The sequence below is a fragment of the Nonomuraea sp. NPDC049624 genome, assembly GCF_040675255.1.
Lineage (GTDB): Bacteria > Actinomycetota > Actinomycetes > Streptosporangiales > Streptosporangiaceae > Nonomuraea.
Genome location: NZ_JBFAOR010000012.1, coordinates 183,642 through 208,102 on the forward strand (window position 1 = coordinate 183,642; position 24,461 = coordinate 208,102).

23 protein-coding genes are annotated in these 24,461 nt (G+C 73.3%); 14 read left to right on the top strand and 9 right to left on the bottom strand.

Annotated elements, in window-relative coordinates; genetic code table 11:
* Positions 1–30: 30 nt before the first annotated feature.
* The 4 genes from AB0J76_RS40655 to AB0J76_RS40670 all read left to right on the top strand — a co-directional run bounded on the left by AB0J76_RS40655 (position 31) and on the right by AB0J76_RS40670 (position 3,214).
* Positions 31–555, top strand: a complete 525-nt coding sequence (locus AB0J76_RS40655; RefSeq protein WP_352320558.1) for a hypothetical protein — start codon at positions 31–33, stop codon at positions 553–555.
* Entirely contained in the window at positions 548–1,099 is a 552-nt protein-coding gene (locus AB0J76_RS40660) for a hypothetical protein (RefSeq protein WP_352320560.1), read from the top strand. Before AB0J76_RS40655 ends, AB0J76_RS40660 begins: the two co-directional genes overlap by 8 nt.
* Positions 1,100–1,217: 118 nt before the next feature.
* Positions 1,218–2,318, top strand: a complete 1,101-nt coding sequence (locus AB0J76_RS40665; RefSeq protein ID WP_352320562.1) for a family 2 encapsulin nanocompartment cargo protein terpene cyclase — start codon at positions 1,218–1,220, stop codon at positions 2,316–2,318.
* 41 nt (positions 2,319–2,359) lie between these two features.
* Positions 2,360–3,214, top strand: coding sequence for a geranyl diphosphate 2-C-methyltransferase (locus AB0J76_RS40670; protein ID WP_352320564.1), 855 nt, complete (start codon positions 2,360–2,362; stop codon positions 3,212–3,214).
* Here AB0J76_RS40670 and AB0J76_RS40675 read toward each other — a convergent pair whose 3' ends face one another.
* The 4 genes from AB0J76_RS40675 to AB0J76_RS40690 all read right to left on the bottom strand — a co-directional run bounded on the left by AB0J76_RS40675 (position 3,215) and on the right by AB0J76_RS40690 (position 8,000).
* Positions 3,215–4,018: an MBL fold metallo-hydrolase gene (locus AB0J76_RS40675; protein ID WP_352320565.1), complete on the bottom strand. Its 804-nt coding sequence runs from the start codon at positions 4,016–4,018 to the stop codon at positions 3,215–3,217.
* Between the two features lie 40 nt (positions 4,019–4,058).
* A complete protein-coding gene (locus tag AB0J76_RS40680) occupies positions 4,059–5,249 on the bottom strand; it encodes a 4-hydroxybenzoate 3-monooxygenase (RefSeq protein WP_352320567.1) in 1,191 nt (396 codons plus the stop codon).
* A gap of 69 nt (positions 5,250–5,318) precedes the next feature.
* Complete coding sequence (locus AB0J76_RS40685; RefSeq protein WP_352320569.1) at positions 5,319–6,500, bottom strand: cytochrome P450; 1,182 nt, start codon at positions 6,498–6,500, stop codon at positions 5,319–5,321.
* A gap of 42 nt (positions 6,501–6,542) precedes the next feature.
* Complete coding sequence (locus AB0J76_RS40690; protein ID WP_352320571.1) at positions 6,543–8,000, bottom strand: MFS transporter; 1,458 nt, start codon at positions 7,998–8,000, stop codon at positions 6,543–6,545.
* A gap of 119 nt (positions 8,001–8,119) precedes the next feature.
* On the opposite strand from AB0J76_RS40690, the gene AB0J76_RS40695 reads away from it, so the two are divergent.
* Both AB0J76_RS40695 and AB0J76_RS40700 read left to right on the top strand, forming a co-directional pair.
* Positions 8,120–8,857 carry a TetR/AcrR family transcriptional regulator gene (locus AB0J76_RS40695; protein WP_352320572.1) on the top strand — a complete coding sequence of 246 codons (738 nt, stop codon included), beginning with the start codon at positions 8,120–8,122 and terminating at the stop codon, positions 8,855–8,857.
* A 38-nt stretch (positions 8,858–8,895) separates the two neighbouring features.
* On the top strand, positions 8,896–9,255 hold the full coding sequence (locus AB0J76_RS40700) for an arsenate reductase family protein (RefSeq protein WP_352320574.1): 360 nt from the start codon (positions 8,896–8,898) through the stop codon (positions 9,253–9,255).
* A gap of 4 nt (positions 9,256–9,259) precedes the next feature.
* Here AB0J76_RS40700 and AB0J76_RS40705 read toward each other — a convergent pair whose 3' ends face one another.
* Complete coding sequence (locus AB0J76_RS40705) at positions 9,260–10,114, bottom strand: FRG domain-containing protein (RefSeq protein WP_364392789.1); 855 nt, start codon at positions 10,112–10,114, stop codon at positions 9,260–9,262.
* Between the two features lie 104 nt (positions 10,115–10,218).
* On the opposite strand from AB0J76_RS40705, the gene AB0J76_RS40710 reads away from it, so the two are divergent.
* Positions 10,219–11,271 carry an aldo/keto reductase gene (locus AB0J76_RS40710; protein WP_352320577.1) on the top strand — a complete coding sequence of 351 codons (1,053 nt, stop codon included), beginning with the start codon at positions 10,219–10,221 and terminating at the stop codon, positions 11,269–11,271.
* On the opposite strand, the gene AB0J76_RS40715 is transcribed toward AB0J76_RS40710, so the two are convergent.
* Entirely contained in the window at positions 11,268–12,140 is an 873-nt protein-coding gene (locus AB0J76_RS40715; RefSeq protein ID WP_352320578.1) for a patatin-like phospholipase family protein, read from the bottom strand. The two genes, AB0J76_RS40710 and AB0J76_RS40715, sit on opposite strands and share 4 nt — an antisense overlap.
* 71 nt (positions 12,141–12,211) lie before the next feature.
* On the opposite strand from AB0J76_RS40715, the gene AB0J76_RS40720 reads away from it, so the two are divergent.
* Positions 12,212–12,778 carry a hypothetical protein gene (locus AB0J76_RS40720; RefSeq protein WP_352320580.1) on the top strand — a complete coding sequence of 189 codons (567 nt, stop codon included), beginning with the start codon at positions 12,212–12,214 and terminating at the stop codon, positions 12,776–12,778.
* Between the two features lie 44 nt (positions 12,779–12,822).
* Here the strand turns inward: AB0J76_RS40720 and AB0J76_RS40725 are convergent, their stop codons facing one another.
* The gene (locus AB0J76_RS40725; protein ID WP_352320582.1) at positions 12,823–13,662 is read right to left on the bottom strand and encodes an NmrA family NAD(P)-binding protein; all 840 of its coding nucleotides are present in this window, start codon (positions 13,660–13,662) and stop codon (positions 12,823–12,825) included.
* A gap of 264 nt (positions 13,663–13,926) precedes the next feature.
* On the opposite strand from AB0J76_RS40725, the gene AB0J76_RS40730 reads away from it, so the two are divergent.
* From AB0J76_RS40730 to AB0J76_RS40745, 4 genes are all read left to right on the top strand, one after another.
* Entirely contained in the window at positions 13,927–14,610 is a 684-nt protein-coding gene (locus tag AB0J76_RS40730; RefSeq protein ID WP_352320583.1) for a response regulator transcription factor, read from the top strand.
* An 88-nt stretch (positions 14,611–14,698) separates the two neighbouring features.
* Complete coding sequence (locus AB0J76_RS40735) at positions 14,699–15,298, top strand: NAD(P)H-dependent oxidoreductase (protein ID WP_352320585.1); 600 nt, start codon at positions 14,699–14,701, stop codon at positions 15,296–15,298.
* Positions 15,299–15,309: 11 nt separating this feature from the next.
* Complete coding sequence (locus AB0J76_RS40740; RefSeq protein WP_352320587.1) at positions 15,310–16,311, top strand: ATP-binding cassette domain-containing protein; 1,002 nt, start codon at positions 15,310–15,312, stop codon at positions 16,309–16,311.
* Positions 16,308–17,150, top strand: a complete 843-nt coding sequence (locus AB0J76_RS40745; RefSeq protein WP_352320589.1) for an ABC transporter permease — start codon at positions 16,308–16,310, stop codon at positions 17,148–17,150. Before AB0J76_RS40740 ends, AB0J76_RS40745 begins: the two co-directional genes overlap by 4 nt.
* 155 nt (positions 17,151–17,305) lie before the next feature.
* Here the strand turns inward: AB0J76_RS40745 and AB0J76_RS40750 are convergent, their stop codons facing one another.
* Together AB0J76_RS40750 and AB0J76_RS40755 are read right to left on the bottom strand one after the other, a co-directional pair.
* Positions 17,306–20,488, bottom strand: coding sequence for an AAA family ATPase (locus AB0J76_RS40750; protein ID WP_352320590.1), 3,183 nt, complete (start codon positions 20,486–20,488; stop codon positions 17,306–17,308).
* Positions 20,489–20,537: 49 nt separating this feature from the next.
* A complete protein-coding gene (locus AB0J76_RS40755) occupies positions 20,538–21,734 on the bottom strand; it encodes a cytochrome P450 (RefSeq protein ID WP_352320591.1) in 1,197 nt (398 codons plus the stop codon).
* Positions 21,735–21,875: 141 nt separating this feature from the next.
* On the opposite strand from AB0J76_RS40755, the gene AB0J76_RS40760 reads away from it, so the two are divergent.
* Both AB0J76_RS40760 and AB0J76_RS40765 read left to right on the top strand, forming a co-directional pair.
* A complete protein-coding gene (locus AB0J76_RS40760) occupies positions 21,876–23,393 on the top strand; it encodes an FAD-dependent monooxygenase (RefSeq protein WP_352320592.1) in 1,518 nt (505 codons plus the stop codon).
* A 90-nt stretch (positions 23,394–23,483) separates the two neighbouring features.
* Positions 23,484–24,437, top strand: coding sequence for an NAD-dependent epimerase/dehydratase family protein (locus AB0J76_RS40765; RefSeq protein WP_352320594.1), 954 nt, complete (start codon positions 23,484–23,486; stop codon positions 24,435–24,437).
* The last annotated feature ends 24 nt before the right edge of the window (positions 24,438–24,461 follow it).

Here is a 24,461-nt window from a genome sequence, read left to right on the forward strand (position 1 = left end):
CATCATGGGAACCCCGAGGAGAGGACGGCTATGGCTTTCGCGGTGGCGCGGACGAGGGACGAGGCGCACCTGTACCTCGACCTCAACCCCTGCGCCTGCGGGTCCACCGACACGACCTGGCGCAACGGGCTGGTCGACGTCGAGGGCGAGCTGGTCAACCGGTACTTCGGCCCGTGCGAGGAGTGCGGCACGCCGCGCGAGTTCGTGTTCGGGCTGCCGGAGCGTCCGGTGATGCCCGCCGGGTTCCCGACGTTCGGCGGCCCTGAGCCGTCGGAGCTGCTCGACGCGGGCGAGTGGTTGTGGGTGGCCGACCTGACGGCGAGCGACGTGCCGGTGGCCGACCGGGCCGAGGCCCTGCGCACGCTGAGGATCGCCGCCGCGGCGGTGGAGGAGGTCGTCAAGTTCGTGCCGGCGGGCGCGGACGCGGTGCCCGACGACGGGTTCTGGTCCGAACGCGGGCAGGAGGTGCGCGCGGCCGAGCCCGGCAGGTTCCAGCTCGACCGGCTGCTCGTCGTCCGCGACACCTACCAGGCGCTGGCGGGTGAGTATGCCTGAGCAGGGTCTGGGCCGCTCGCTCGTCGAGGCGTACGTCTACATCGACCTGGTGGCCCACTCCGGCACGCCGGGCGCCTCGCGCGGCGCCACCGTCGACCAGGACGCCGGGAGCCTGCGGGTGCGGCTCGGCGACGTGGAGGTCGAGGTCCCCGTCGAGGCCGAGCGCGCGGCCAGGGAGACCGGCGCGACGTTCGGCACCGGCCTGTCGGAGCTGCTCGACCCCGGCCAGTGGGTGCTGATCGCCACCACGTACGCGAGCCGGGCCCTGGAGGAGGGCCTGTTCTACGCCGCCGGCCCGGCCTCCCCCGAGCGGTACGACGCCGTGGCGACCGGCTGGCGCTTCGCCGCCGACGCGGTGGCCGAGGCGCTGAAGTTCTTCCCGCCGCAGGCCGCCGAGCTGCCGCCCGACGCCTTCTGGAGCGACCTGGGCAGGACCGTGCGCGAGACCGAGCCGCAGCGCCTGACGCGGGCGAAGCTGGAGGACGACCTGGCCTTCTACCGCAAGAGCCTCGACGACTTCGAAAGCCTGCACACAAGGCCCTGACCGGCAGAGTGCGCCCGCCGGAGGGTAAGGCTCTCATTACCGATTGGCTACTCTACTTTTAGTAGCTGAATAACTACTTTCGGTAATGTCCTGCTCCTCCTCAGGGAAGAGGCGCGCCATGCCCCAGTACGCCGCGGTCCCGCGGCTCCCGACCGGCCCCACCGGCCTCGGAACCTCCGCGCTCCACCTTCCGATCCCCGCTCCACCCCCTGCCCTCAGGCAGCTCCCGGCCCCGATCCCTTATGTCGAGCGGGAGTGGGGCGACGGCTCCTACCCCCCGCTCTACTGCCCCGAGACGGTCCGCGACGACCCGGCGCTCGGCGCGGAGGTCGACCGGCGGCTCGTGGCGTGGGCCGAGAAGGTGGGCCTGCACGCCGGGCGGATGGACGAGTTCGCCGCCACCGGGTTCGGCCGGCTGGCGATGCTCGCCCACCCCGACAGCGACGACCCCGACCTGCTGCTGATCGCGGCGCAGATGAACACCGCCTGGTGGGCGGCCGACGACTACTACGCCGACGAGACCGACCTCGGCGCGAGCCCCACCGAGCTGCCGCCGCGCCTCGCGCTCGTCATGTCGGCCATGGACCCGCCCCCGCCCGCGGGCGTGTACACCGAGCAGCTCGAAGCGGCGATCGAGGCCGACCCCGTGCTGGTCTCCCTGCGCTCGGCCACCGGCCACCTGTCCCGCCACGGCACCCCGTCGCAGGTCATGCGGGCCTGCAACACCACCTTCCAGATGTACGTGAGCTGGACCGCCTACGCCGCCTGGCGCTACCTGGAGACCCCGCCGCCCGTCTGGCGCTACCTCGCGGCCCGGCAGCACGACAGCTTCTACACCTCCATGACCCTCATCGACGTCGTCGCCGCCTACGAGCTGCCCGCCAACCTGTTCTACGACCGGCGCTTCCACACCGCGCTCATGCAGGCCGGCACGGCCAGCGTCATCGTCAACGACCTCCACTCCGTCGCGCGGGAGGCGGCCGACGAGCTGCCCGACTCCAACGTCGTCCTGCTCATCGCGGGCGAGGAGAAGTGCTCCACGCGCGAGGCCACCGAACGCGCCGTCGCGCTGCACAACGACTTCGTCAAAGGCTTCGAGACCAGCCAGCGCGAGCTCGCCGCCGTTCCGTCCGTGGAACTGCAGCGATTCCTGCGCGGCGCCCAGGGCTGGATGGCCGGTTGCCTCGAATGGCACGGCAGCAGCAGCCGCTACCACTGATGACGACCGGCCGCCCCCGGCCGGAAAGGAGCTCTTCCCAGGTGACCGTCAACACCCAGTCCCCCGTCCTCACGAGCCACTACCAGCACTCCGTCGCCAGCTACTGGAACGCCGAGAAGAACCCGGTCAACCTGCGCCTGGGCGACGTCGACGGCCTGTACCACCACCACTACGGCATCGGCGAGGTGAACTGGACGGTACTCGACGGCCCCGAGGACACCCGCGAGGACCGCATCGTCAAGGAGCTCCACCGCCTGGAGACCGCCCAGGCCGACCTGCTGATCAGCCATCTCGGCCCGCTCGAACCCCACCACCGGGCGCTCGACGCCGGCTCCGGCCGCGGCGGCAGCAGCCTCCTGGTCAACATGCGGTACGGCTGCGAGGTCGACGGCGTGTCCATCTCCGAGTCGCAGGTCGCCTTCGCCAACGACCAGGCCAAGAAGCGCGGCGTCGACGACAAGGTGCGCTTCCACTTCCGCAACATGCTCGAGACCGGCTTCGAGACTGGATCGTTCCAGGCCAGCTGGAACAACGAGAGCACCATGTACGTCGAGCTGTCCCTGCTGTTCGCCGAGCACGCCCGGCTGCTGCGCCGGGGCGGCCGGTACGTCTGCGTCACCGGCTGCTACAACGACGCCTACGGCCTGCCGTCCCGGGCGGTCAGCCAGATCAACGCCCACTACATCTGCGACATCCACCCCCGCAGCACGTACTTCGAGCAGATGGCGGCCAACCGGCTGGTCCCGGTCAGCGTCGTCGACCTGACGGCGGCCACGATCCCGTACTGGGAGCTGCGCGCCCGCACCCATCTGGCCACGGGCATCGAGCAGTCCTTCCTCGACGCCTACAAGAACGGCAGCTTCCAGTACCTGCTCATCGCGGCCGACCGCGTCTGATCAACCGGCCACCGCGGCGGCCAGCTCCCACGGGTCGTGGGCCGAGAAGACGCTCACCTGGTCGCCGTGGTCCCGTACCAGCTCCCGCAGCCGGGCCTGGGTGCCGAGCCGCAGGTCGTGATGGACCTCCGAGCGGGTCTGCACGACGTCCATCAGCGGGTGCGGATGCGGGTCCGGCTGCAGCTCGCGGTGGTAGTAGTAGGCGTCGCCGCAGTGCAGCAGCCAGCGGTCCCCCTCGCGGACGGCGACGCCGGTGTGCCCGGCGGTGTGCCCGCCGAGGGGGACCAGCCTGATGTCCTCGGGCAGGCCGTCGGGCTTGATCGAGGCGAAGCCGAACCAGTCGTCGTTCGCCTCCGGGGTGTAGGTGACCCAGTCGGGGCCGTGCGCCCAGTGGGCCGGGCGGTAGCGGTAGCTCGGGGCCTCGGCCAGCGCCGCCTCCAGCTCGGCGGCCAGCAGGTGCACCCGCGCGCCGGGGAAGTCCGGCAGCCCGCCGCAGTGGTCGACGTCGAGGTGGGTGACGATGACGTGGCGCACGTCGTCCGGGCGGTAGCCGAGCCGGGCGACCTGGCGGACGGCGGTCTCCTCCTCCAGCAGCGCGGGCTCGGCCATGGCCACCCAGTCGGCGCCCAGCGTGCCGGCCGGGTCGCGCACATCGCCGAGCCCGAGCCCGGTCTCGACCAGCACGAGCCCGTCGGCCGGGGTCTCCACCAGCAGGCAGTGGTTCACGGCGGGGGCGGCGGGCGGGCCGTCGTAGGTGGCTTCGATCGTCCGTACGGATCCGCAGTTCAGGTGATGAATCCTCATGGGGACGATCGTCGTACTTGAACCGCGGTTCAAGTCAACTTCAGCCGCCCGCCATCATGTCGCCGAAGGCGCGGGCCGCCGGGCCCGAGGTGAACAGCCGGTCGAGCCGCGCCCTGGCCAGCCGGCGGCGGAACGGCCCGGCCAGCGTCTCGTCGCCGGCCTCGTGGGTCATCTCCGTCATCCAGCGGGAGAACTCCTGGTGCTGCCACACCCGTTCCAGGCAGGTGGCGGAGTAGGCGGCCAGCGGCTCCTCGTCGCCCTCGCGCAGGGCGGCGCGCAACGCGCGGGCCAGCACGTCGGCGTCGGCGACCGCCAGGTTCATGCCCTTGCCGCCCATGGGCGTGATGATGTGGGCCGCGTCGCCGACCAGGAAGAGCCGGCCGTGGCGCATCGGGTCGACGACGTGGCTGCGCATCTCGACGAACGCCTTCTCCCCGATCGGGCCGTCCGGCAGGCCGTCGTCGGCCAGGCGCAGCCGCAACTGGGCCCAGATCCGCTCGTCGGGCCAGTCGGCGGCGGTGGCGTCGGGGGCGCACTGGAGGTAGAAGCGGCTGGCCCGGGGGCCGCGCGGGAAGTGGGCGGCGAACCCGTGGGCCGTGATCGCCATGAGCGGGTAGCTCGGCGGCGGGACGTCGGCGAGCACCGTCAGCCAGCCGATGCCGTAGTCGTGGGAGTAGGTGGTGAGAGCGTCCGCGGGCACGCAGGCCCGGCTGACGCCGTGGTGGCCGTCGCAACCTGCGACGTAGGAGCAGGCGATCTCGTGCGTGACGCCGCCGGCGTCGCGGTAGGTGACCGTCGGCGCGGCCCCCCCGACGCCGCGCGGGGTCACCTCGGCCGCCTCGAACCGCAGGTCGCCGCCGGATTCCAGAAGTCGCGCCAGCAGCCTGCCGACGAGCACCTGCTGCGGCACGAGCCGGCCCGTCCGGCCCTCGGTGATCGCCGGGACGTCGAGGAAGCGCCGCTCGCCGTCGACGCGGAACTCGAACCTGGTCTCCTGCGGCATGCCCGCCAGGACGGTGTCGGCCAGGCCCCACTCCTCGAAGACGCGGGCGCCGTGGTGGTCGAGGATGCCCGCGCGCTGGCGCTGCTCGACGTACGGGCGGCTCTGCCGTTCGAGCACCACGCACTCGACGCCGGCCTGGCCGAGCAGGCTCGCCAGGGTCAGCCCGGCGGGGCCGGCTCCGATGACGACGACCTCGGTCTGCTCTCGCCTGCTGGTCTCCCCGGACATGGCGGTCCTTTCGCCTCGGTGACGCGCAGTGGTACCCGGCCAGGATGATCACGATGATAGTCCGTGCGATCACCACCGCACCGGGAGACCGAGCACCCCGTGGATGTCGGTTCCGGCGCGCACCTGCACCTCCTCGGGCGCGACGGCCAGGCGCAGGCCGGGGAAGCGGGTGACGAGCGCGGGAAGGGCCGTGCGCAGCTCCACCCGGGCCAGCTGCTGGCCGAGACATTGATGGATGCCGTGGCCGAAGGACAGGTGGCCGGTCGCGTCGCGGCGCAGGTCGAGGCGGTCGGGGTCGGCGTACCTGCGGGGGTCGCGGTTGGCGGCCGCGAGTGACACGACGACCGACTCGCCCGCCCGGATCAGCCGGCCGGCCAGCTCGACGTCCTCCAGCGCGGCCCGTACGCCGGTGTGGGCGATGGTGAGGTGGCGCAGCAGCTCCTCCACGGCCTGGGCCGCCCGCTCCGGCTCCGCCCGCAGCACGTCGAGCTGGGCGGGGTCGCTGAGCAGCGCGTACGTGCCGAGCGCGAGCATGTTCGCGGTCGTGTCGAGCCCGGCGGCGAGCAGGAAGGTGCCGACGCCGGCCAGCTCCTCGTCGGTGAGGTCGGTGGCGGTCAGGTCGCCGAGCAGGTCGTCGGTGGGCCGGGCGCGCTTGGCCTGGACCAGGCCGTCCACGTACCGCTGGAGTTCGTCGTAGGCGGCGAGCTGCTCCTGCTCGTCGGTGTCCACGCCGGTCAGCGCGGCGGCGTGGTGCTGGAAGGCGTCGCGGTCGGCGTACGGGACGCCCAGCAGCTCGCAGATCACCAGCGCGGGGATGGGCTGGGCGAAGACGCGTACCAGGTCGGCGGGCGGGCCCAGGCGTTCCATGGCGTCCAGGTGGTCGGCGGTGATCTGCCGCACGCGTTCGGTCAGCAGGTTCATCCTACGGACGGTGAACCTGCCGGTGAGCAGCCTGCGGTAGCGGGTGTGCTCGGGCGCGTCGAGGCCGGTGAGGTCGCCGGGCGGGGCGGCCGGCAGCGGGCCGATCGCGGCGGTCGGGTGGTGCAGGGACTCGTAGCGTGAGCTGAACCGCCGGTCCGCCAGCACCGCCCTGACCTCGGCGTGGCCGGTCACCAGCCAGCCGCGGTGCCCGTCGGGGAAGGCGAGCGGGGTGACGGGCGCCTGCTCACGCAGCTCCGCCAGGCCCGCGGGCGGGTCGAAGGGGCAGCCCGCGGGACGGGCGACGGGAAGCGTGACGGGGGCGTCGTTCATGAGGGTCCCTTTCAGTGGGGTCGCGTTTCAGTGGGTCGCGTTTCAGTGGGTCGCGGTGAGGGACGGTTCCTGGGCCGGCTTGCGTTCGCCGCGCATCACGACCAGCGCCAGGACGGCGGCGGCGACCACTCCGGCTGCGCTGATCCCGAAGGCGGCCGACATGGCCGAGGTGAACGCCTCGCGGGCCACCTGGGCGAGACCGGCGTCGCCGAGGGCGAGCGCGTCGCCGATCGAGCGCCGGGCCGCCTCGGGCGCGCCCGCCGGCATCCCCCGGGTGTAGGCCCCGGCCAGGACGCTGCCGAGGACGGCCACGCCGAGCGCCGCGCCCGCCTGCTGGATGGTGTCGTTCAGCGCAGAGCCGACGCCGGCGTGCTCGGGCGGGATGGTGCCCATCAGCGCGGCGATGGCCGCGGGCATCGCCAGGCCGCCGCCGGCGCCCATCACGAACAGGGCCGTGCCGGCGAGGAGGAAGCCGCTGCCGGAGGAGACGGCGGCGAGCAGGCCGAACCCGGCGGCGCAGACGAGCAGCCCGCTGACGATCATGGGACGGTTGCCGAGCCGGGCGCCGAGGCTCGCGCCCAGGCCGTTGAAGAGCAGCGAGGCGACCGCCATCGGCAGGAACGCCAGCCCCGCCTCGGTGGGCGTGTAGCCGAGCACGTACTGCAGGTACTGGGTGAGCACGAGCAGCAGCCCGCCGTTGCCGATCTGGACGAGGGTCAGGGAGAAGCTGCCGCCGCTGAACGTGCGGTCGCGGAACAGGGCGAGCGGGACCATCGGGTGCGGCGTGCGCAGCTCCCAGATCACGAAGCCGGCCAGGGAGAGCACGGTGAGGGCCAGGGCCGGCCAGGACACGCCGTGCGGCAGCTCGATGATCGTCCACACCAGGGCGGACATGCCGGTCGCCGACAGGATCACGCCCAGCGGGTCGGGCTTCGTCCAGGGGCCCTTCGACTCGGGCATGAGCAGCAGGGAGGCGACGATGGCGAGCAGCGCGACCGGCACGTTGATCAGGAACACCGCGCCCCACCAGAACCAGGCGATCAGCGCACCGCCCAGGACCGGGCCGCCGATCATGCCGATCATCGCCACCGCGCTCCAGGCGGCCATCGCCTTGCGGCGCTCGGCCTCGTCGAACACGGTGATCAGGATCGACAGCGTGCTCGGCATGATCAGCGCGCCGCCGACGCCCATCGCGGCGCGGGCCGCCACGAGCTGCGCCGGATCGGCGGCGTAGGCGGCCAGCAGGGACGCGCCGCCGAAGAGCGCCAGGCCGATGATCATCACCCGGCGCCGGCCGTAGCGGTCGGACAGGCTGCCGGCGGTCAGCAGCAGGCCGGCGAAGACCAGGATGTAGGAGTCGAGGATCCATTGCAGGTCCTGGGCGTCGGCGCCCAGGTCGGCCGCGAGGGGCGGGACCGCCACCGTCAGCACCATGTTGTCCACGACCAGCACCAATGTGCTGAGGCACAACACCACCAGGATCCACCAGCGGCGGTTCATGAGTTTCTCCCCTTCGACTTGCGTACGTCGCTCTCGGAATGCGCACACTGTACGCACAAGAAAGCGATGTACGCAATCGGGTGTTCGCTGATGCGTACAGTGTGCGCTAAGCTCGGGTCATGCCAGCATCGCAGCCGCCCGTCCCCTCGGTCTGGGTCCGTCAGCGCCGGCAGCGGGAGCGGCCCGCGCTCAGCCTCGACCGGATCGTGTCCGAGGCCGTCCAGCTGCTCGACGAGGAGGGGCTGGAGGCGCTGAGCATGCGCAGCCTCGGCACCCGGCTCGACGCGGGCGCGACCTCCCTCTACCGCCACGTCGCCAACAAGGACGAGCTGATCGAGCTGGTCGTCGACGAGGTCTACGGCGAGCTGCGCGTGCCGTCCCTGGAGGAGGCAGGGGGCTGGCGCGACGGGCTCGCCGTGGCCGCCCACAGCCTGCGCGCGGTGATCCTGCGCCACCCGTGGATGGCGGCCGTGCTCGGCCAGGTCGGGCTCACCAGCCTGGGGCCCAACGTGATGCGGCGCTCGGAGGACCTGCTGGCGCTGGCGCACTCGGCCGGGTTCGTCCCCGGCGAGGCCGACCGGGCGGTCAACACCGTGCTGGCGTACGTGATCGGCGTGACCATCGCCGAGGCGGCCTACCTGTCGACGCTGGCCCGCAGCGGCCGCACCGAGCAGGAGTGGATCGACGCCGTGCGGCCGACCACCGAGCAGGCGTTCGAGGACCACCCGTGGATGCGGGCGGAGTACGCGGCCAAGGGGTTCGACGACCCCGAGCGCGTCCGGGAGGAGGACTTCCGCTACGGCCTCGACCGGGTGCTCGACGGCCTGCAGGCCCGGCTCGACGCATCGGCCGGCTGACCGGCGCCGGGCGCCCCGGGCGTGAGAGCCTCGGCGTCATGGAAATCTGGATCAACCCCGACTGCTCCAAGTGCCGTTCGGCCCTGTCGATCCTCGACGCCGAATCGGCCGACTACAAGGTCCGCCGCTACCTGGAGGACCCGCCGTCGCCGGACGAGCTGCGCGCTGTCCTGGCCCGGCTCGGGCTGGAGCCGTGGGACATCACCCGTACGGGCGAGCCGGTCGCGGCCGAGCTGGGCCTCGACGCCTGGCCGCGCGACCCGGACGCCCGCGAGCGCTGGATCGCCGCGCTGTCCGCGCACCCGATCCTGATCCAGCGGCCGATCATCACCGCCGACGACGGGCGCGCCGTGATCGGCCGCACCGAGGACGCCGTGCGCGGCACGCTGCCCGGATGAGCGGTCAGTCGTTCATCCGGCCCTCCTGCTGGCCGAGGCGCTCGGGCCCGGACATGCTGGAGCCGCCGGCCGGCACGTCGACGCTGCCCGGGGAGTAGTAGCGGCGCAGCCACTCGGCCAGCCCGTCGAGACCGGGCAGCAGCACCCGCTCGGTGATCCCGGCCTGGTCGAGCCGCCGCCGGATCTCGACCTTGACCCCGGCCGGGATCGACCAGCCCCGCCACAGCCCGGGATGCTCGGCCAGCCAGTCGTCGAGCTGGTACGTCGCCCCCGACATCGCCGAGAGCACCGACGACTGGTTGACCATGCGCTCGTCCAGCGACGGCGGCTCGAAGAAGGCGACGAACGGGCGGTCGCGGCCGAGCGCGTCGAAGCCGGCCAGGCCGGCGGCGCGTTCGGCGAGCATCTCGGTGCTGAACAGCAGCGCGCCCTCGCCGTCGAGCACCTCGCGCAGCGGCTCGGGCAGCAGGCGGTGCGCGCCCGCGCAGTCGACGGCCAGCAGCACGGCGTCGTCGCCGGGCCAGGACGCCGTGGCGAAGTGCAGCGCGACCAGCGGGGAGAACGTCCAGTCCAGGAGGCGGGTGGGCAGGCCGTGGTGCTGGCCGAGAGCCAGCCAGTCCCAGACGGAAGGGCCAGGGGCCGCTCTATGCGCGTATTTCCTAAAATTTCGTATCAAGTGGGTTTCTAGGGTGGCGTAGTCGCCCGCCAGCCGCGCCAGGCTGTGCACGTGCGAGTACGTGCTCTTCGCCAGGCCGCGGAAGACCAGCGTCGAGTGCGCCTGGGCCGGGCCCTCGGTGTGGCCGGCCGCGCTGATCGCGTCGTCCAGCTCGCGCCAGGACGACACCGTCACCATCCCCATCCGCCTCCGGTGCCCCTGGACGCTCCTGTCACACCTGCCGCCGGCAGGGCCGCGAGCCCTTGAGGTGGAGTGGACTCCAGGTCCTAAAGTCGCAGACTATGACAATGCGCTACCGCGTACTCGGCGGCACCGGCATCGAGGTCAGCGTCCACTGCCTTGGGGCGATGATGTTCGGCGCCGTCGGCAACCCCGACCACGACGACTGCGCCCGCATCATCCACGCCGCGCTCGACCAGGGCGTGAATTTCGTGGACACGGCGGACATGTACTCCGCGGGCGAGTCCGAGGAGATCGTCGGCAAGGCGCTGAAGGGCCGCCGCGACGACGTCGTGCTGGCCACCAAGGTGCACTTCCGGATGGGCGAGGGGCCGAACAGGTCCGGGAACTCGCGCCTGTGGATCATGAAGGAGGTCGAGCAGAGCCTCCGGCGGCTCGGCACCGACTGGATCGACCTCTACCAGATCCACCGGCCCGACCACACGACCGACATCGAGGAGACGTTGTCGGCGCTGACCGACCTCGTACGGCAGGGCAAGATCCGCGCGTTCGGCTGCTCGACGTTCCCGGCGGCGGAGATCGTCGAGGCCCACCAGGTGTCGGAGCGGCGGGCGCTGCACCGGTTCAGGACGGAGCAGCCGCCGTACTCGCTGTTCGCCCGCGGCATCGAGAAGGACCTGCTGCCCGTCTGCCGCCGGTACGGCATGGGCGTCCTGACCTGGAGCCCGCTCGCGTCGGGCTTCCTGAGCGGCCGTTACCGCAAGAACGGCGACATCGACCTGACCACCGGCCGGGCCGCGCTGACCCCCCACCGCTTCGACCCGTCGATCCCGGAGAACGCCGCCAAGCTCGACGCCGTCGAGAAGCTGGTCGAGCTCGCCGACGACCTCGGCTGCACACTCCCCCAGCTCGCCGTGGCCTTCGCCGCCGCACACCCGGCGGTCACCTCGGTGATCACCGGGCCCCGGACGATGGCGCAGCTCGACGACCTGCTGAAGGGCGCCGCGCTCACGCTCGACGACGCCGCGCTCGACCGGATCGACGAGATCGTCCCGCCGGGCCGTGACATGTACCAGCCGGACGGCGCGTGGCGTCCGGCCTCACTGACCGACCCGGCCTTGCGCCGCCGCCCGCTCGCCGAGCGCGCCGCGGCCGGCTAGGTCCACAGGCTGTGGACGACGGCGGCCACCCGCCGGCCCTGCTCGCGGCCGGCGTGGGCCGCCGGTGACCGGACGGCGGGGTCGAGCGGGTTGGCGCCCATGGCCGCGACGGCCCCCTCGTCCGGGCTGACGACCTCGACCGCGGAGCCCTCCTTGCGCAGCAGGGCCACCTCCTGTTCGAGGGACGTCCAGGGGGAGGCGGGGGCGCCGGGCGGCTGGGGCGAGACCACCAGCACCCGTTCGAAGCCGGCGGCCAGGTCGGCGTTGTCGCTGGACCGCACGCCGCCGTCGACGTAGCGGCGGCCCTCGATGGTGACCGGCGGCCAGACCCCCGGCACGGCGCAACTGGCCGCCACCGCGTCCACCAGGTCCACCCCGGACGCCCGGTCGAACAGGCGGGTCTTTCCGGTCGCCGCGTCGAGCGCGACCAGCACGAGCGGCCGCTCCGGCCAGTCGGTCTCGGGCAGGCGCGAGGCCACCGCGGCACGCCGTTCCGGCTCGCCGACCGTGGGGGCCTCCAGCGCCCAGGCGCCGATGCGCCGGTGCAGCTCGTCCCGGTCGTGGGCGCCGGTCAGGATGCTCTGGAGGGCGGCCGCGAAGGAGGCCGCGTCGAACACCGCGGGGATCTCCCTGGCCTGCAGCGCGGGATCGACCTGCCGCTGGAACAGCTCCTCGACGGTCAGCCGGCTGCGGGCCTGGGCGCCGACCGCCGAGCCGGCCGAGGTGCCCACGATCAGGTCGGCGTCCCGTACGTCCACGCCCTCCTCGGCCAGCCCGGCCAGCACGCCGGTCGCCCAGGCGATGCCGGCCACGCCGCCGCCCCCGAGAACGAGGGCACGGCGGCGGTCAGAAGCTTCGATTCGATCCATGAGCCTCATCATTCACCCAACAGGAACAAAACGCGCGTCTCATCCGGGCCGTCCGTGTGTATGGTGAGGCTGTGGAACGTACTCATGATTTTGGGTACAACCCCGCCGTCGAGAGCCTGCGACTCATCGATCACGGGCTGCCGAGGTCCCTTCCCGGCAACCTGAGCGGACGCTTCCGCTTCACCCCTGCCTCCCTGTACGTCGGCGACCGGATCGCGGCGACCGCCTTCGCCCGCCTGGACGGCTTCGGCCTGTCCTGGGTGGACGTCTGGCTGCTGTCGTTCCGCCGCGGACGCTGGGCGCTTCGCGCCGGCGACAGCATGTCCGCCGCGCGCAGCGACGACCTGCTGGCCCACCGCCAGGGCGTCGCGGTGCTCAAGGAGCACGGGCTGACCGACGAGAACGGACGTTTCGACACCAACGCGGGTCGCTGGTTCCCCCGGCCGAAGCGATGGGTGGCCTACGGGCTGCTGCGGCTGTCGGCCGAGGTGGAGACCGTCAGGCTGGCCGGGCGGGAGGTGCCGGTGCCGGGACACGGCCTGCAGGCGCTCGCCTGGCGGCTGGAGGCCGGCCCGGTGGTGGCCGACCTGCTCGACGACATGGGCGAGACGGTCGCGGCGGTGACCCTGACCGCGTAGGCGGGCTCCAGGCTGCGACCAGGCCGGGTGCGTGGGCGTGGGCTTCAGGCCGTGAGGAAGTCGGGGGCGTGGTCGCGGGCCCAGGAGCGGAACGTGCGCGCGGGCCGGCCCAGCAGCTCCCGGACCGTGGCGGTCACGCGTTCCGGCGTGTGCGTGAACGACTCCCACGCCCTGAGCCGGGCCTCGACGAACGCCGGATCCCCCCAGGCGGCCGTCAGCTGCTCGCGGGCGACCTCCGGCGGCAGGTCCTCCCAGCGCACCTCGCGGCCGATCTCCTCGCCGACGGTCCGCGCCAGCTCCTCCTGGGTGATCGACTCGGGGCCGGTGATCAGGTACTTGGCGCCGTCGTGGCCGGGGGTGGTGAGCACGTGGGCGACGACGTCCGCGATGTCCCGCTCGTGGATCAGCGATCGGGCGGCCTTGCCGTACGGGAGCCGGACCACTCCTCGCCGGATCTGGGCGGCCCAGGCCAGCGTGTTCGTGGCGAAGTCGATGGCCCGGACGAACGTCCACCGCGTCCCTGAGGCCCGGATCAGCCGTTCGATCTCCTGGTGGTAGATCGTGGCGGGCTCGCCGTCCGCCAGGTCGGGCACGTCCGCCGACAGGTACACGACCTGCTCGGCCCGTCCGGCCATCGTGGTCACCACCCGGGGATCCACGGGGATGCCGGGCCACATCAGGTACACCCGGTCGACGCCGCGCAGGGCGGGCTCAAGGCTGCCGGAGTCGGCCAGATCGCCGCGTACGGGCTCGACGCCCTCCGGGAGCACCGCCCGGGCCGGGTCGCGCACCAGCGCCCGCACGTCATGTCCGGCCTCCGCCAGGGAGGAGACGACATGCGTGCCCACGTTGCCGGTCGCGCCGGTCACCAGAATTCCGCTCATGGAAGGCAGCCTAGAACCTCAACCGCACTCAAGGTCTAGTGACAGAACTGACTCGGTGAAGTGATAAGCCGCACATTCCGGGTAGCGGCAGGAACGGTGATCGCGCTTCAAGGGATGGGAAGGGCTCGGCTGCGGCCGGGCCCTTCCGTTTTCCCGGGCCTTTCGGGCGCCCCCGTACCCGCCGCGAGGGTCCCCATCCGGTCCTCATCCACGTCACAAGCCGTCCTCAGACAAACCTCATGCACGACCGGCATCGTTTCCGGCATGCACCCGACCGGTCCGACCGTCGCGCCCGGATCCGCGCGCGACTCGTACGCCGTCCTCGTCGTGGACGAGGGCCCGCTCGGCGAGTCCCTCTCCCGCGCGATGCGCCGCTGGGACGTGCGCAGCCTGGACGGCGGCGACGCGATCAGGACCGCGCGCGGGTTCCGTCCGGGGGCGATCGTCCTGGACGTCAGGGGCGGCGGCCGGTTCCTGCCCCGGCTGCGGGCCGCGCTGCCCGGCGTGCCGATCCTCTTCCTGACCGCGCCGGACGCCCTGCCCGGCCCGGCGCTCGGGCTGCGCGCGGGCGCCGACGACTACGTGATGCGGCCGTTCGGCGTGGACGAGGTCGTGATCAGGCTGCACGGCCTGCTGCGCCGCTCGGCCGACGCCCTGTCCGTCGGCGACCTCACCCTGGACCAGGAGACCCGCGAGGTGCGGCGGGCCGGCCAGGAGGTCCGGCTCACCCCGACCGAGTTCGAGCTGCTGCGGCTGCTCATGCGCCACCCGGGACGCGCGCTCAGCAAGGCGCACATCCTCGACCGGGTGTGGGCCTACGACTTCGCCGGCCAGGGCAACATCGTCGAGCTGTACATCTCCTACCTGCGCCGCAAGATCGACGCGGACCGCCGTCCGATGATCCACACCCTGCGCGGCGTCGGCTACGTGCTCAGACCGGCCGCCTGACGGCCCGCTAGATCCCGTCTAGCGGCCGTCTGGCGGCCGTCTCGCGCCTCCTTGGTGAGAGCCCGGAACGGGCCGAGGGAGGTGGACGATGACGGGCAGGGACGACACCGCCGGCGGGAGCGCCGCACCGGTCCGGCTCGCGGTGATCATCGCGAGCACCCGCGTCGGGCGGATGGGCGAGACGGTGGCGAAGTGGTTCGCCGGCCGCGCCCGCGACCGCCCCGACCTGGCGGTCGGCCTGCTCGACCTGGCCGACTACGCCTTCCCCGACCGCTACCCCGAGCGCAGCACCGCCTCGATGCGCCGCTTCACCGCGGCCGTCGGCGAGGCCGACGCCTTCGCCGTCGTCACCCCCGAGTACAACCGCAGCTTCCCGGCCTCGCTCAAGCAGGCCATCGACTACACCTACGACGAATGGCAGGCCAAGCCGGCCGGCTTCGTCGCCTACGGCTCGGGATCTTCCGGTCTGTACGCGGTCGAGCAACTCCGTACCGTCTTCTCCGCCCTGCACGTCGTGACGATGCGCGACTGGGTCGGCCTCGACCTGCTGGGCGACGACGTGGCCGGAAGCGGCGAACCGTACGACACCGACGACCGCGCGCGTGCGGTCGCGGCCATGCTCGACCAGCTCACCTGGTGGGGCCGGGCGTTGCGCGACGCCCGGCGCGCCCAGCCGTACTGCTCATGAGAGGAACACCCATGCGAGACCTGGCGATACAGACCTCCGGCCTGGTCAAGGTCTTCGGCGACAACCGCGCCGTGGACGGCCTCGACCTGGAGGTGCCAGCCGGCACCGTCTACGGCGTGCTCGGCCCCAACGGCGCGGGCAAGACCACCGCCGTCCGCATGCTGGCCACCCTGCTGCGGCCGGACGGCGGCGAGGCCACCGTGTTCGGGCACGACGTGGTGCGCGAGGCCGACGCCGTACGCGGCCGCGTCAGCCTGACCGGCCAGTACGCCTCCGTCGACGAGGACATGACCGGCGCCGAGAACCTGATCCTGCTCGGCCGCCTGCTCGGCCACCGCAAGCCGGCCGCCCGGGAGCGGGCGGCGCAGCTGCTGGAGGCGTTCGGGCTGACGGAGGCCGCGGGGCGGCAGGTCAAGACGTACTCGGGCGGCATGCGGCGGCGCATCGACATCGCCGCCAGCATCCTCAACACGCCTGACCTGCTCTTCCTCGACGAGCCGACGACCGGCCTGGACCCGCGCAGCCGCAACCAGGTCTGGGACATCGTCCGCATCGTCGTCGCCCACGGCACCACCGTGCTGCTCACCACCCAGTATCTGGAGGAGGCCGACCGCCTGGCCGGCCGCATCGCGGTCATCGACCACGGCAGGGTCATCGCCGAGGGCACGCCGGGCGAGCTCAAGTCGTCCGTCGGCGCGGGCTCGGTCCACGTGCGGCTGCGCGACCCCGCCACCCGTCCCGAAGCCGAACGGCTGCTGTCCCAGGTCCTCGACGCGCCCGTCTACCTGGACGCCGACCCCGTGTCGCTCACCGCCCGCATCACCGGCCACGGCCGCGAGGCCGCCGCCGCCGAGCAGGCCTCGCGCGCGCTCGGCCGCCTGGCCGAGGCCGGGATCGTCGTCGACGACTTCTCCCTCGGCCAGCCCAGCCTGGACGAGGTCTTCCTCGCCCTCACCGACCACCCCGCCACCGAGACCGCCGAGTCCGCGACCGCGCAGGAGGCCGCAGCATGACCGCCACCACCGAGACCGCCACGACCTACTCCCCCGCCGCCGACGTGCTCGGCACCGTCCTGGCCCCCGGGGTGAAGCCCCCTCGGCCGAGCGCGTGGTCGGCGTCGGTCACGTTCGGCTGGCGGGCCATCCTGAAGATCAAGCACGTGCCCGAGCAGCTGTTCGACGTGACGGCGTTCCCGCTCATGATGACGCTGATGTTCACGTACCTGTTCGGCGGCGCCCTGGCCGGCTCGCCGACCGACTACCTGCAGTTCCTGCTGCCGGGGATCATGGTCAGCAGCGTCGTGATGATCACCATGTACACCGGGGTGGAGGTCAACAAGGACATCGAGAAGGGGGTGTTCGACCGCTTCCGCACCCTGCCGATCTGGCGTCCCTCGACCATGGTGGGCTACCTGCTCGGCGACGTCCTGCGCTACACCCTGGCCTCGACGGTCATCCTCGCCGTCGGCCTGGCCCTGGGGTTCCGCCCGCAGGGGGGCGTCACCGGCGTGCTGGCCGGGATCGTGCTGCTGCTCGGCTTCTCCTTCGCCTTCTCGTGGGTGTGGACGATGTTCGGCCTGCTCATGCGGAGCGAGAAGTCGGTGATGGGCATGAGCATGCTCGTCCTGTTCCCGCTGACCTTCCTCAGCAACGTGTACGTCGACCCGGCCACGATGCCCGGCTGGCTGCAGATCTTCGTCAACGTCAACCCGATCACCCGCCTGGTGGCCGCCGTCCGCTCGCTGATGGCGGGCAGCCCGGACGTGGGTGAACTGACCTGGGTGCTGATCGCGTCCGTCCTTCTCATCGCGGTCTTCGGCACCCTGACCATGCGCCTCTACAACCGCAAGTAGCCCGCCACCGCACGGATCGGGCGCGAAGCAGGCATCCCTGCCTTCGCGCCCGATCCGTGCTGCTTCGGTAAGTGCGGCTGCCCCCCGGCTAGCAGTAGTGCGGGACGCGGGCAGTGAACTCGGCGGTGCCGGCGGCGCGGGACGGGGCGGCTCGGTCAGAGGTGCCAGGTGATGGGGGTGGTGGGCTGGTAGCGGCAGGTGGCGCCGGTGGAGATGGTGGCGCGGAGGTGGGTGGCGAGTTCGGGGTGGGTCTGGGTGAGTTTGCGGAGGGTGTCGCGGATTCTGGCGGTCACCGTCTTGCGGGCCCGTTCGGCCTCGTCGCCCAGACGGCGGGAGCGGCCGCCCAGCCCGGCGGCCGTGCGCAGCTCCTCCAGCAGGGCCGCGCGTTCGCGGTCGTACTCGGCCGCCCGGTCGTCGTCGCCGCGTTCGGCCGCCCGGTCGATCTCGTCGTCGAGGACGGACAGGCGGCGGCGGTAGTCGGCCTTGGCCTCCTCGTCGAGCACGGCGTCGCCGCCCATCGCGCGGGCGGCGAGCACGACGTCGCCGCCCTCCGGGGCGAGCAGGGCCACGGCGGGGATGTCGGCGCCGGGGTGGCCGAGCAGGTGGTGCAGGTCGCGCAGGCCCTTGGCGTCGGGCATGTGGGCCAGCCGCCCGGCGAACCTGAGGGCCCAGACCTCGCCGTCCTTGCGGAAGTCGCCGGTGGCCGGCTCGGGGCCCTCGTCACGTGCGGGGGCCCGCGGGGGTGCGGGCTCGTCGGCGGCGCCGCCCCGCGACGGGAGGGTGTCGAGGACGTGCTGCATGCCGAGCTCGGCCGCCTCGCGCCGGACCTCCTCCAGCAGCGGACGGGCCCCGGCGGTGTCGCCGCCGACCAGGAGGGCCTCGGCCAGGCGGGCACGGGCCAGGACCGACCACGGGCGGGCCCGCATGCGGTCGGCCGACCGGTACGCCCGCGCGAACCCCTCGGCCGCCTCCGCCCACCGGCCCTCGGCCAGGTCGAGCAGGGCGATCCACAGGTCGTAGGGGCCACTGATGTCCCAGCCGTAGTAGGACACCGCCCACCGCCCCCGGTGCGGCAGCAGCGCGGCCCGCGCGCCGGCGGCGAGCTCCCGGTCGTGGGTGGCGGCGGCCAGCTCCGCCTGGAAACGCAGCCACAGCGGCTCGGCCATGCGCCCCACCCGCGCGCCGGCCGCGTGGTGGCGCAGCGCGGTGCCGACGTCGCCGGCCTGCAGGGCGGTCAGCGCCTCCAGCAGGCCGCGGTCGGGGTGGCGGCCGGCCCTGAGCCTGCGCAGGACGTCTTCCTGCTCCTCCACCCTGCCCTGGAGCCAGGCGATCGCCCAGCGGTGGTGGTCGAGCATGACGTCGAAGTCGTGGTCCTTGCCGTCGAGGGACAGGCCCGTCATCAGCGACTCGGCCTCGGCGAAGCGGCCGGCGAGCGCGGCGACGATGCTGGCGTCGACGGACGTGGTGAGGTTGAGGTGGGCGTCGTCGGTGCTGCGGCCCCTGGCCGCGTAGTCGTGGAACCGGTCGAGGTAGCGGGGGTCGCCCTCCTCGATCATGGCCACCCAGCGCAGGGCGCCGGCGAGGTGTTCGAGCTCGCGGTCGGAGGTGCGCCGGGCGACGTCGAGCAGCTCGCCGGTCAGCGCCACCCGCTCGCCCGCCGTGCCGGGGCCCCAGATGATGTCGTGGTGGGCCCACAGGCTGAAGGCCAGGACGTCGTCGTCGCCTCCCTGGCGGGCCTGGGCGGTGAGGTGGAAGACCAGGTCGAGGGCCAGGCGGTCGTCGGGGGCCGGCTCGCCGACGAGCTCGGCGTGGGCCCGGCGCAACCGGTCGAGCGAGTCGTCGTGGCCGTAGTGGGAGCGGAAGACCAGCGCGACGCGGGCGGTCAGCTCTGGGTCGCCGAGTTCGGCGGCGACGGCGCCGGCCTCCTCGAACAGCCGGCGGCCCGCGTCGCGATCGCCGCGGTGGTGCAGCTCCCGGCCGAGGTCGAGGCAGACCAGCACGCGCCGGCGGGGCGCGGCGGCGGCGCTCAGCTCGTGGGCGCGGCGCAGGTGGCCGAGCTCCTCCTCGCCGGCGAGCCGGCTGCGGGCGGCGCGGGCGGCGGCCTGCAGCAGGTCGATCGCGCGCTCGGGGTCGACGCGGTCGCCGGCGAGGTAGGCGTGCCGGGCCAGGTCGCTCGGCAGCACGCGGCGGGCCAGGTCGGGGGCGCCGTCGAGGGCGCGCACCACGGCGGCGTGCAGGTCGCGCACGTCGGGGACGGCGTCGTAGAGGGTCTCGCGGACGAGGTCGTGGGCGAAGGCGAACCGGCCGCCGCCCTTGGTGACCACCAGCCGGGCGATCACGGCGGTGTCGAGGAGCCGGTCGACGTGCGCCACGGGCGCGGCCACGGTGGCGGCCAGCACCTGGCGGTGGAACTCGCGCCCGAGCACGGCCGCGGCGGGCAGCAGCTCCGACACCGGACGCGGCAGCAGGGACAGCCGGCGCAGCAGCGCGTCGCGGACGCCGGGCGCGACGGCCGTGGCCGAGCCGCCGCTGCGCCACAGCCGGGCCGTCTGCTCGACGAAGAACGGGTTTCCGCCGGTGCGCACGTGGACCTCGGCCACCAGGTCGGGGGGCGGGTCGAGCCCGGCGGTGCGGGCCATGAGGGCGCCCACCCCGGCCTGGTCGAGGCCCGTGAGCGTGATGGTGGTCGCCTTGGCGACGAGCGGGGACAGCAGGTCGCGCAGCGGGTGGTCGACCGGCTCGACCTCGGCGTCGCGGTAGGTGCCGACGAGGAGCAGGCGCTCGAACCAGGTCTGGCGGGCCGCGAACTCGAGGAGCCGCAGCGAGGCGGGGTCGGCGGCGTGGAGGTCGTCGATGACGATCACGAGCGGGTGGTGCTGGGACAGGGACACCAGGGCGGTGGTGACCGCGTCGTAGATCTGGAACGCGGAGGCGGTGTCGGTGTCGGCGGCGGTGTCGGCGGCGGTGACCTCCAGGTGTGGCTGGGCGAGCGCCGCCGCTTCGCCGAGCAGGGCGGCCAGGCTGCCGCCGGCTGACTGCTCGGCCTCGCCCCACTCGTGGGGGGCGGCCGAGCGGCGCAGGGCGCGGATGACCTGGACCCACGGCCAGTAGCCGGGGGCGCTGCCGGAATCCCAGCAGGCGCCGCCGACCACGAGCGCGCCCCTGCGCCTGGCCTCGGCGGCGGCGCTGGTGACGAGCGTGGTCTTGCCGATGCCGGCCTCGCCGGTGACGAGGACCAGGCCGCCGTGGCTGTCGACCACCCGCGCGACCTCGGCGCGCAGCAGCGCGGCGGGGTGGTCCCTGCCGATCAGCTCGTGTGGCCTGGCTTCGGTTGGCATGACACCCGCACGTTATCCGCCGCCGCCGACAAAATCCGCGTGCGCGCCGCTACCAGGCGACCTCCAGCTCGGTCAGGCCGTAGACGACGTTGAAGGAGCGGAACTCCGGCGTGGACCCGGTCGGGCGCAGGCCGGGGAAACGTTCGAAGAGCGCGGGGAAGGCGATCTTCATCTCCATGCGGGCGAGCGGCGCGCCCAGGCAGTGGTGGACGCCGTGACCGAAGGCGACGTGGCCGGGGGCGCCGCGGGTGATGTCGAGGGTGTCGGGGTCGGCGATGAAGCCGGGGTCGCGGTTGGCGGCGGGCAGCGAGCACAGGATCATCTCGCCCGCGCCGATGGTCCGCCCGGCCAGCTCGACCTCCCTGGACGTGATCTTGATCGTGCCGGAGTGGACGATGCTGAGCCAGCGCAGCAGCTCCTCGACCGTCGCGTCGATGCGCTCGGGCTCCTTGCGCAGGAGTTCGAGCTGCCCGGGGTTGCGCAGCAGGGCGAGCGTGCCGAGCGAGAGCATGTTGGAGGTGGTCTCGTGCCCGGCGAGCAGCAGCAGGTTGCCGATGCCGACGAGCTCGCTGGTGGTCAGGTCGTCGCCGTGCTCGCGGATGAGCATGCCGAGCAGGTCCTCGCCCGGGTCGGTGCGCATGCGGGTGACCAGCTCGCGCATGTAGGCCCGCGACTCGAAGTTGGCCGCCACCCGCTCCTCGACCGGCAGCGACAGGTCCAGCATGCGGCCGGAACGCCGCTGGAAGTCGGCGCGGTCCTCGTACGGCACGCCCAGCAGCTCGCAGATCACCAGCGACGGGATCGGCAGCGCGAACGACGACACCAGGTCGGCCGGGGAGCCGGCGGCCTCCATGGCGTCGAGGTGCTCGTGCACGATGTCCCTGATGCGGGGCTCCAGCCGCTTCATCCGGCGGATCGTGAACTCGGGCGTCAGCATCCTGCGCAGCCGGGTGTGCTCGGGCGGGTCCTGGCCGAGGAGGTTGCCCGCGCGCAGCTCGGCGAGCTGTTCCTCGGTCAGCTCGGGCGCTCCGGGCATGCGGGCGGAGCCCTGCCTGGCGAGCCTGAACCGGTCGGCGTCGCCCAGGACCTCGCGGACGTCGGCGTACCGGGTCACCACCCACGCCTCCAGGCCGAGGAGGGTGTCGATGCGCTTGATCCGTTCCTGGTCGCGCACCTCGCCCAGCTCGGGGGCCGGATCGAACTCCAACCGCCGCATGTGCAGCGGCACCGCCGAGGACTCAGTCATGGAACGACCGTAACAAGTCCGGCGGCCGTCCTCTAGATCGTTCCCGATCGGTGATCCGGCGGGCGGTTTCGGCCCGAGCTTGACGTGGGACGCGCGGCGCTTGGAGTATGCCGATGATCACCATGACGAATGGGAGCAAGCGTGCGCCAGACCGACATACCGGTACTGATCGCCGGAGGCGGGCCCGTCGGGCTGGCGACGGCCGTGGAGCTGGCCCATCACGGGGTGCGCAGCATGGTCGTCGAGCCGCGCGAGAGCGTGTCGTGGCTGCGTCCGCGCGCCAAGACCACGTCGGCGCGGTCGATGGAGCTGCTGCGCAGGTGGGGGCTGGCCGAGACGGTCCGCGCCCGCGCGCCGCTCGCGGTCTCCTGGTCGGACGAGGCGGTGTTCACGACCGGCCTGCTGGGCCGCGAGATCACCAGGATCGGCGGCTGCTTCGGCCTCGACCTGACCGGCTCCGACCTGGCCGCAGAACCCGGTCAGCAGGTGCCGCAGCCGATCGTCGAGGAGGTGCTGCGCGAGGCCGCCGGTGACGCGCTGCTCACCGGCTGGCGGGTGACCGGCCTGCGCGAGGACGCCGACGGCGTCACCGCCGACCTGGCCGCCGCGGACGGCGGCACCCGCCAGGTGCGCGCCGCGTACGTCGTCGGCTGCGACGGCGCCCGCAGCGTGACGCGCCCGGCCATCGGCGCCCGCTACGAGGGCCGCCAGGACGCCAGGCCCAACTTCAACGTCGTCTTCCGCGCGCCCGGCCTGGCCGAGCGGGTCCCGCACGGTCCCGCCGTGCACTACTGGGTGCTGAACCCGGCCCAGCCCGGCATGCTCGGCCGGCTCGACCTGGAGGACCTGTGGTGGTGCATCGCCCAGGGCGTCCCGGCGGAGGGGACCGACCCGGTGCGCCTGGTCCGCAACCTGGTCGGGGCCGACGTCGAGGTCGAGATCCTGGCCACCGACCCGTGGACCGCGCGCATGCTGCTGGCCGACCGGTACGCCGGCGAGCGGGTGTTCCTGGCGGGCGACGCCGCGCACCAGAACCCGCCCTACGGCGGCCACGGCTTCAACACCGGCATCGGCGACGCGGTCAACCTCGGCTGGAAGCTGGCCGCCGTACTGAACGGATGGGCCCCGGCGGCCCTGCTGACCAGTTACGAGGCCGAGCGCCGGCCGGTCGCGGCGGCCACGATCGAGGCCGCCGCCGCCAACATGGCCACGCTCGCGCCGGAACTGGCCGATCCCGCGCTGATGGGGTCGGACGCCGAGTTCGAGCGGGTGCGCCCGGCCGTCGCGGAGGCGGTGCGGCGGACCAAGGACAGCGAGTTCCACAGCCTGGACCTGGTGCTGGGGTACACGTACGCGGGGTCGCCGGTGGTGGCCGGCGGGTGCGGCGAGCGGCTGCCGCACCGGTGGCTCGCTCCGGGCGAGTCGCTCTACGACCGGCTCGGGCCCGGGTTCAGCCTGGTGGGCGACCTGTCGTCGCCGGAGGCCAAGGTGCTGGTGGAGCGGGCGGCCGAGCTGGGGGTGCCGCTGCGGGAGGTGGACCTGCCGGACGCGGCCGGCACGCTGGCCCTGGTCCGCCCCGACCAGCACGTGGCCTGGCGCCCGTCGCCGGGCCAGGACCCGGCCCACGCGTTGGACCTGGCGATCGGGCGGCCTGCCTGAACGCCCCCGACCTGGCGATCGGGCGGCCTGCCTGATCGCCGCCGGGCACGGCGATCGGGGGGCCGGTTCGAGCCGGTCTAGGGTGGGTGCATGCGCGTAGTGGTGATCGGGGCGAGTGGGCACATCGGCACCTATCTGGTCCCGCGCCTGGTGGACGCGGGCCACGACGTGGTCACGGTGAGCCGGGGCAAGCGGGAGCCGTACACGCCGCACGGCGCGTGGGAGCGGGTCGCCGGCGTGGTCGCCGACCGGGAGGCCGAGGAGGCCGCGGGCACGTTCGGGCGGCGGATCGCCGAGCTGGAGCCGGACGTCGTCGTCGACCTCATCTGCTTCACCGAGGCGAGCGCCCGCCACCTGGCCGGGGCGCTGGCCGGCCGGGTCCGGCAGTTCCTGCACTGCGGCACGATCTGGGTGCACGGCCCGAGCACCCGCGTCCCGACCACCGAAGACCGCCCGAAGCGGCCCATCGGCGAGTACGGCCGGCAGAAGGCCGCGATCGAGGCGTACCTGCTCGACCTGGCCGCGCGGGAGGGCTTCCCGGCCACGATCGTCCATCCCGGGCACATCACCGGTCCGGGCTGGATCCCGGTCAACCCGGCCGGCAACCTCGACCCGGCCGTGTTCCAGGCCCTGGCCGACGGCGAGGAGGTGCGGCTGCCCAACCTGGGCATGGAGACCGTGCAGCACGTCCACGCCGACGACGTCGCCCGGCTGTTCGTGGACGCCATGAACAACCCGGCCGCCGCCAGGGGCGAGAGCTTCCACTCGGTGGCCGTGACCGCGCTGACGCTGCGCGGCTACGCCGAGGCGGTGGCGGGCTGGTCCGGCCGGGAGGCGCGGCTGTCGTACCTGCCGTGGGAGCAGTGGCGGGAGACCGTGCCGGAGCACCACGCCCGCGTCACCTACGACCACATCGCGCACAGCCCCCACTGCAGCATGGAGAAGGCCGCGCGGCTGCTCGGCCACCGCCCCCGGCACACCTCGCTGGAGGCGGTGGCCGAGGCGGTCGACTGGCTGGTCCGCGCGGGCACCCTCACCCGCTGACCCCCACCTGACCAGCGAGCGCAC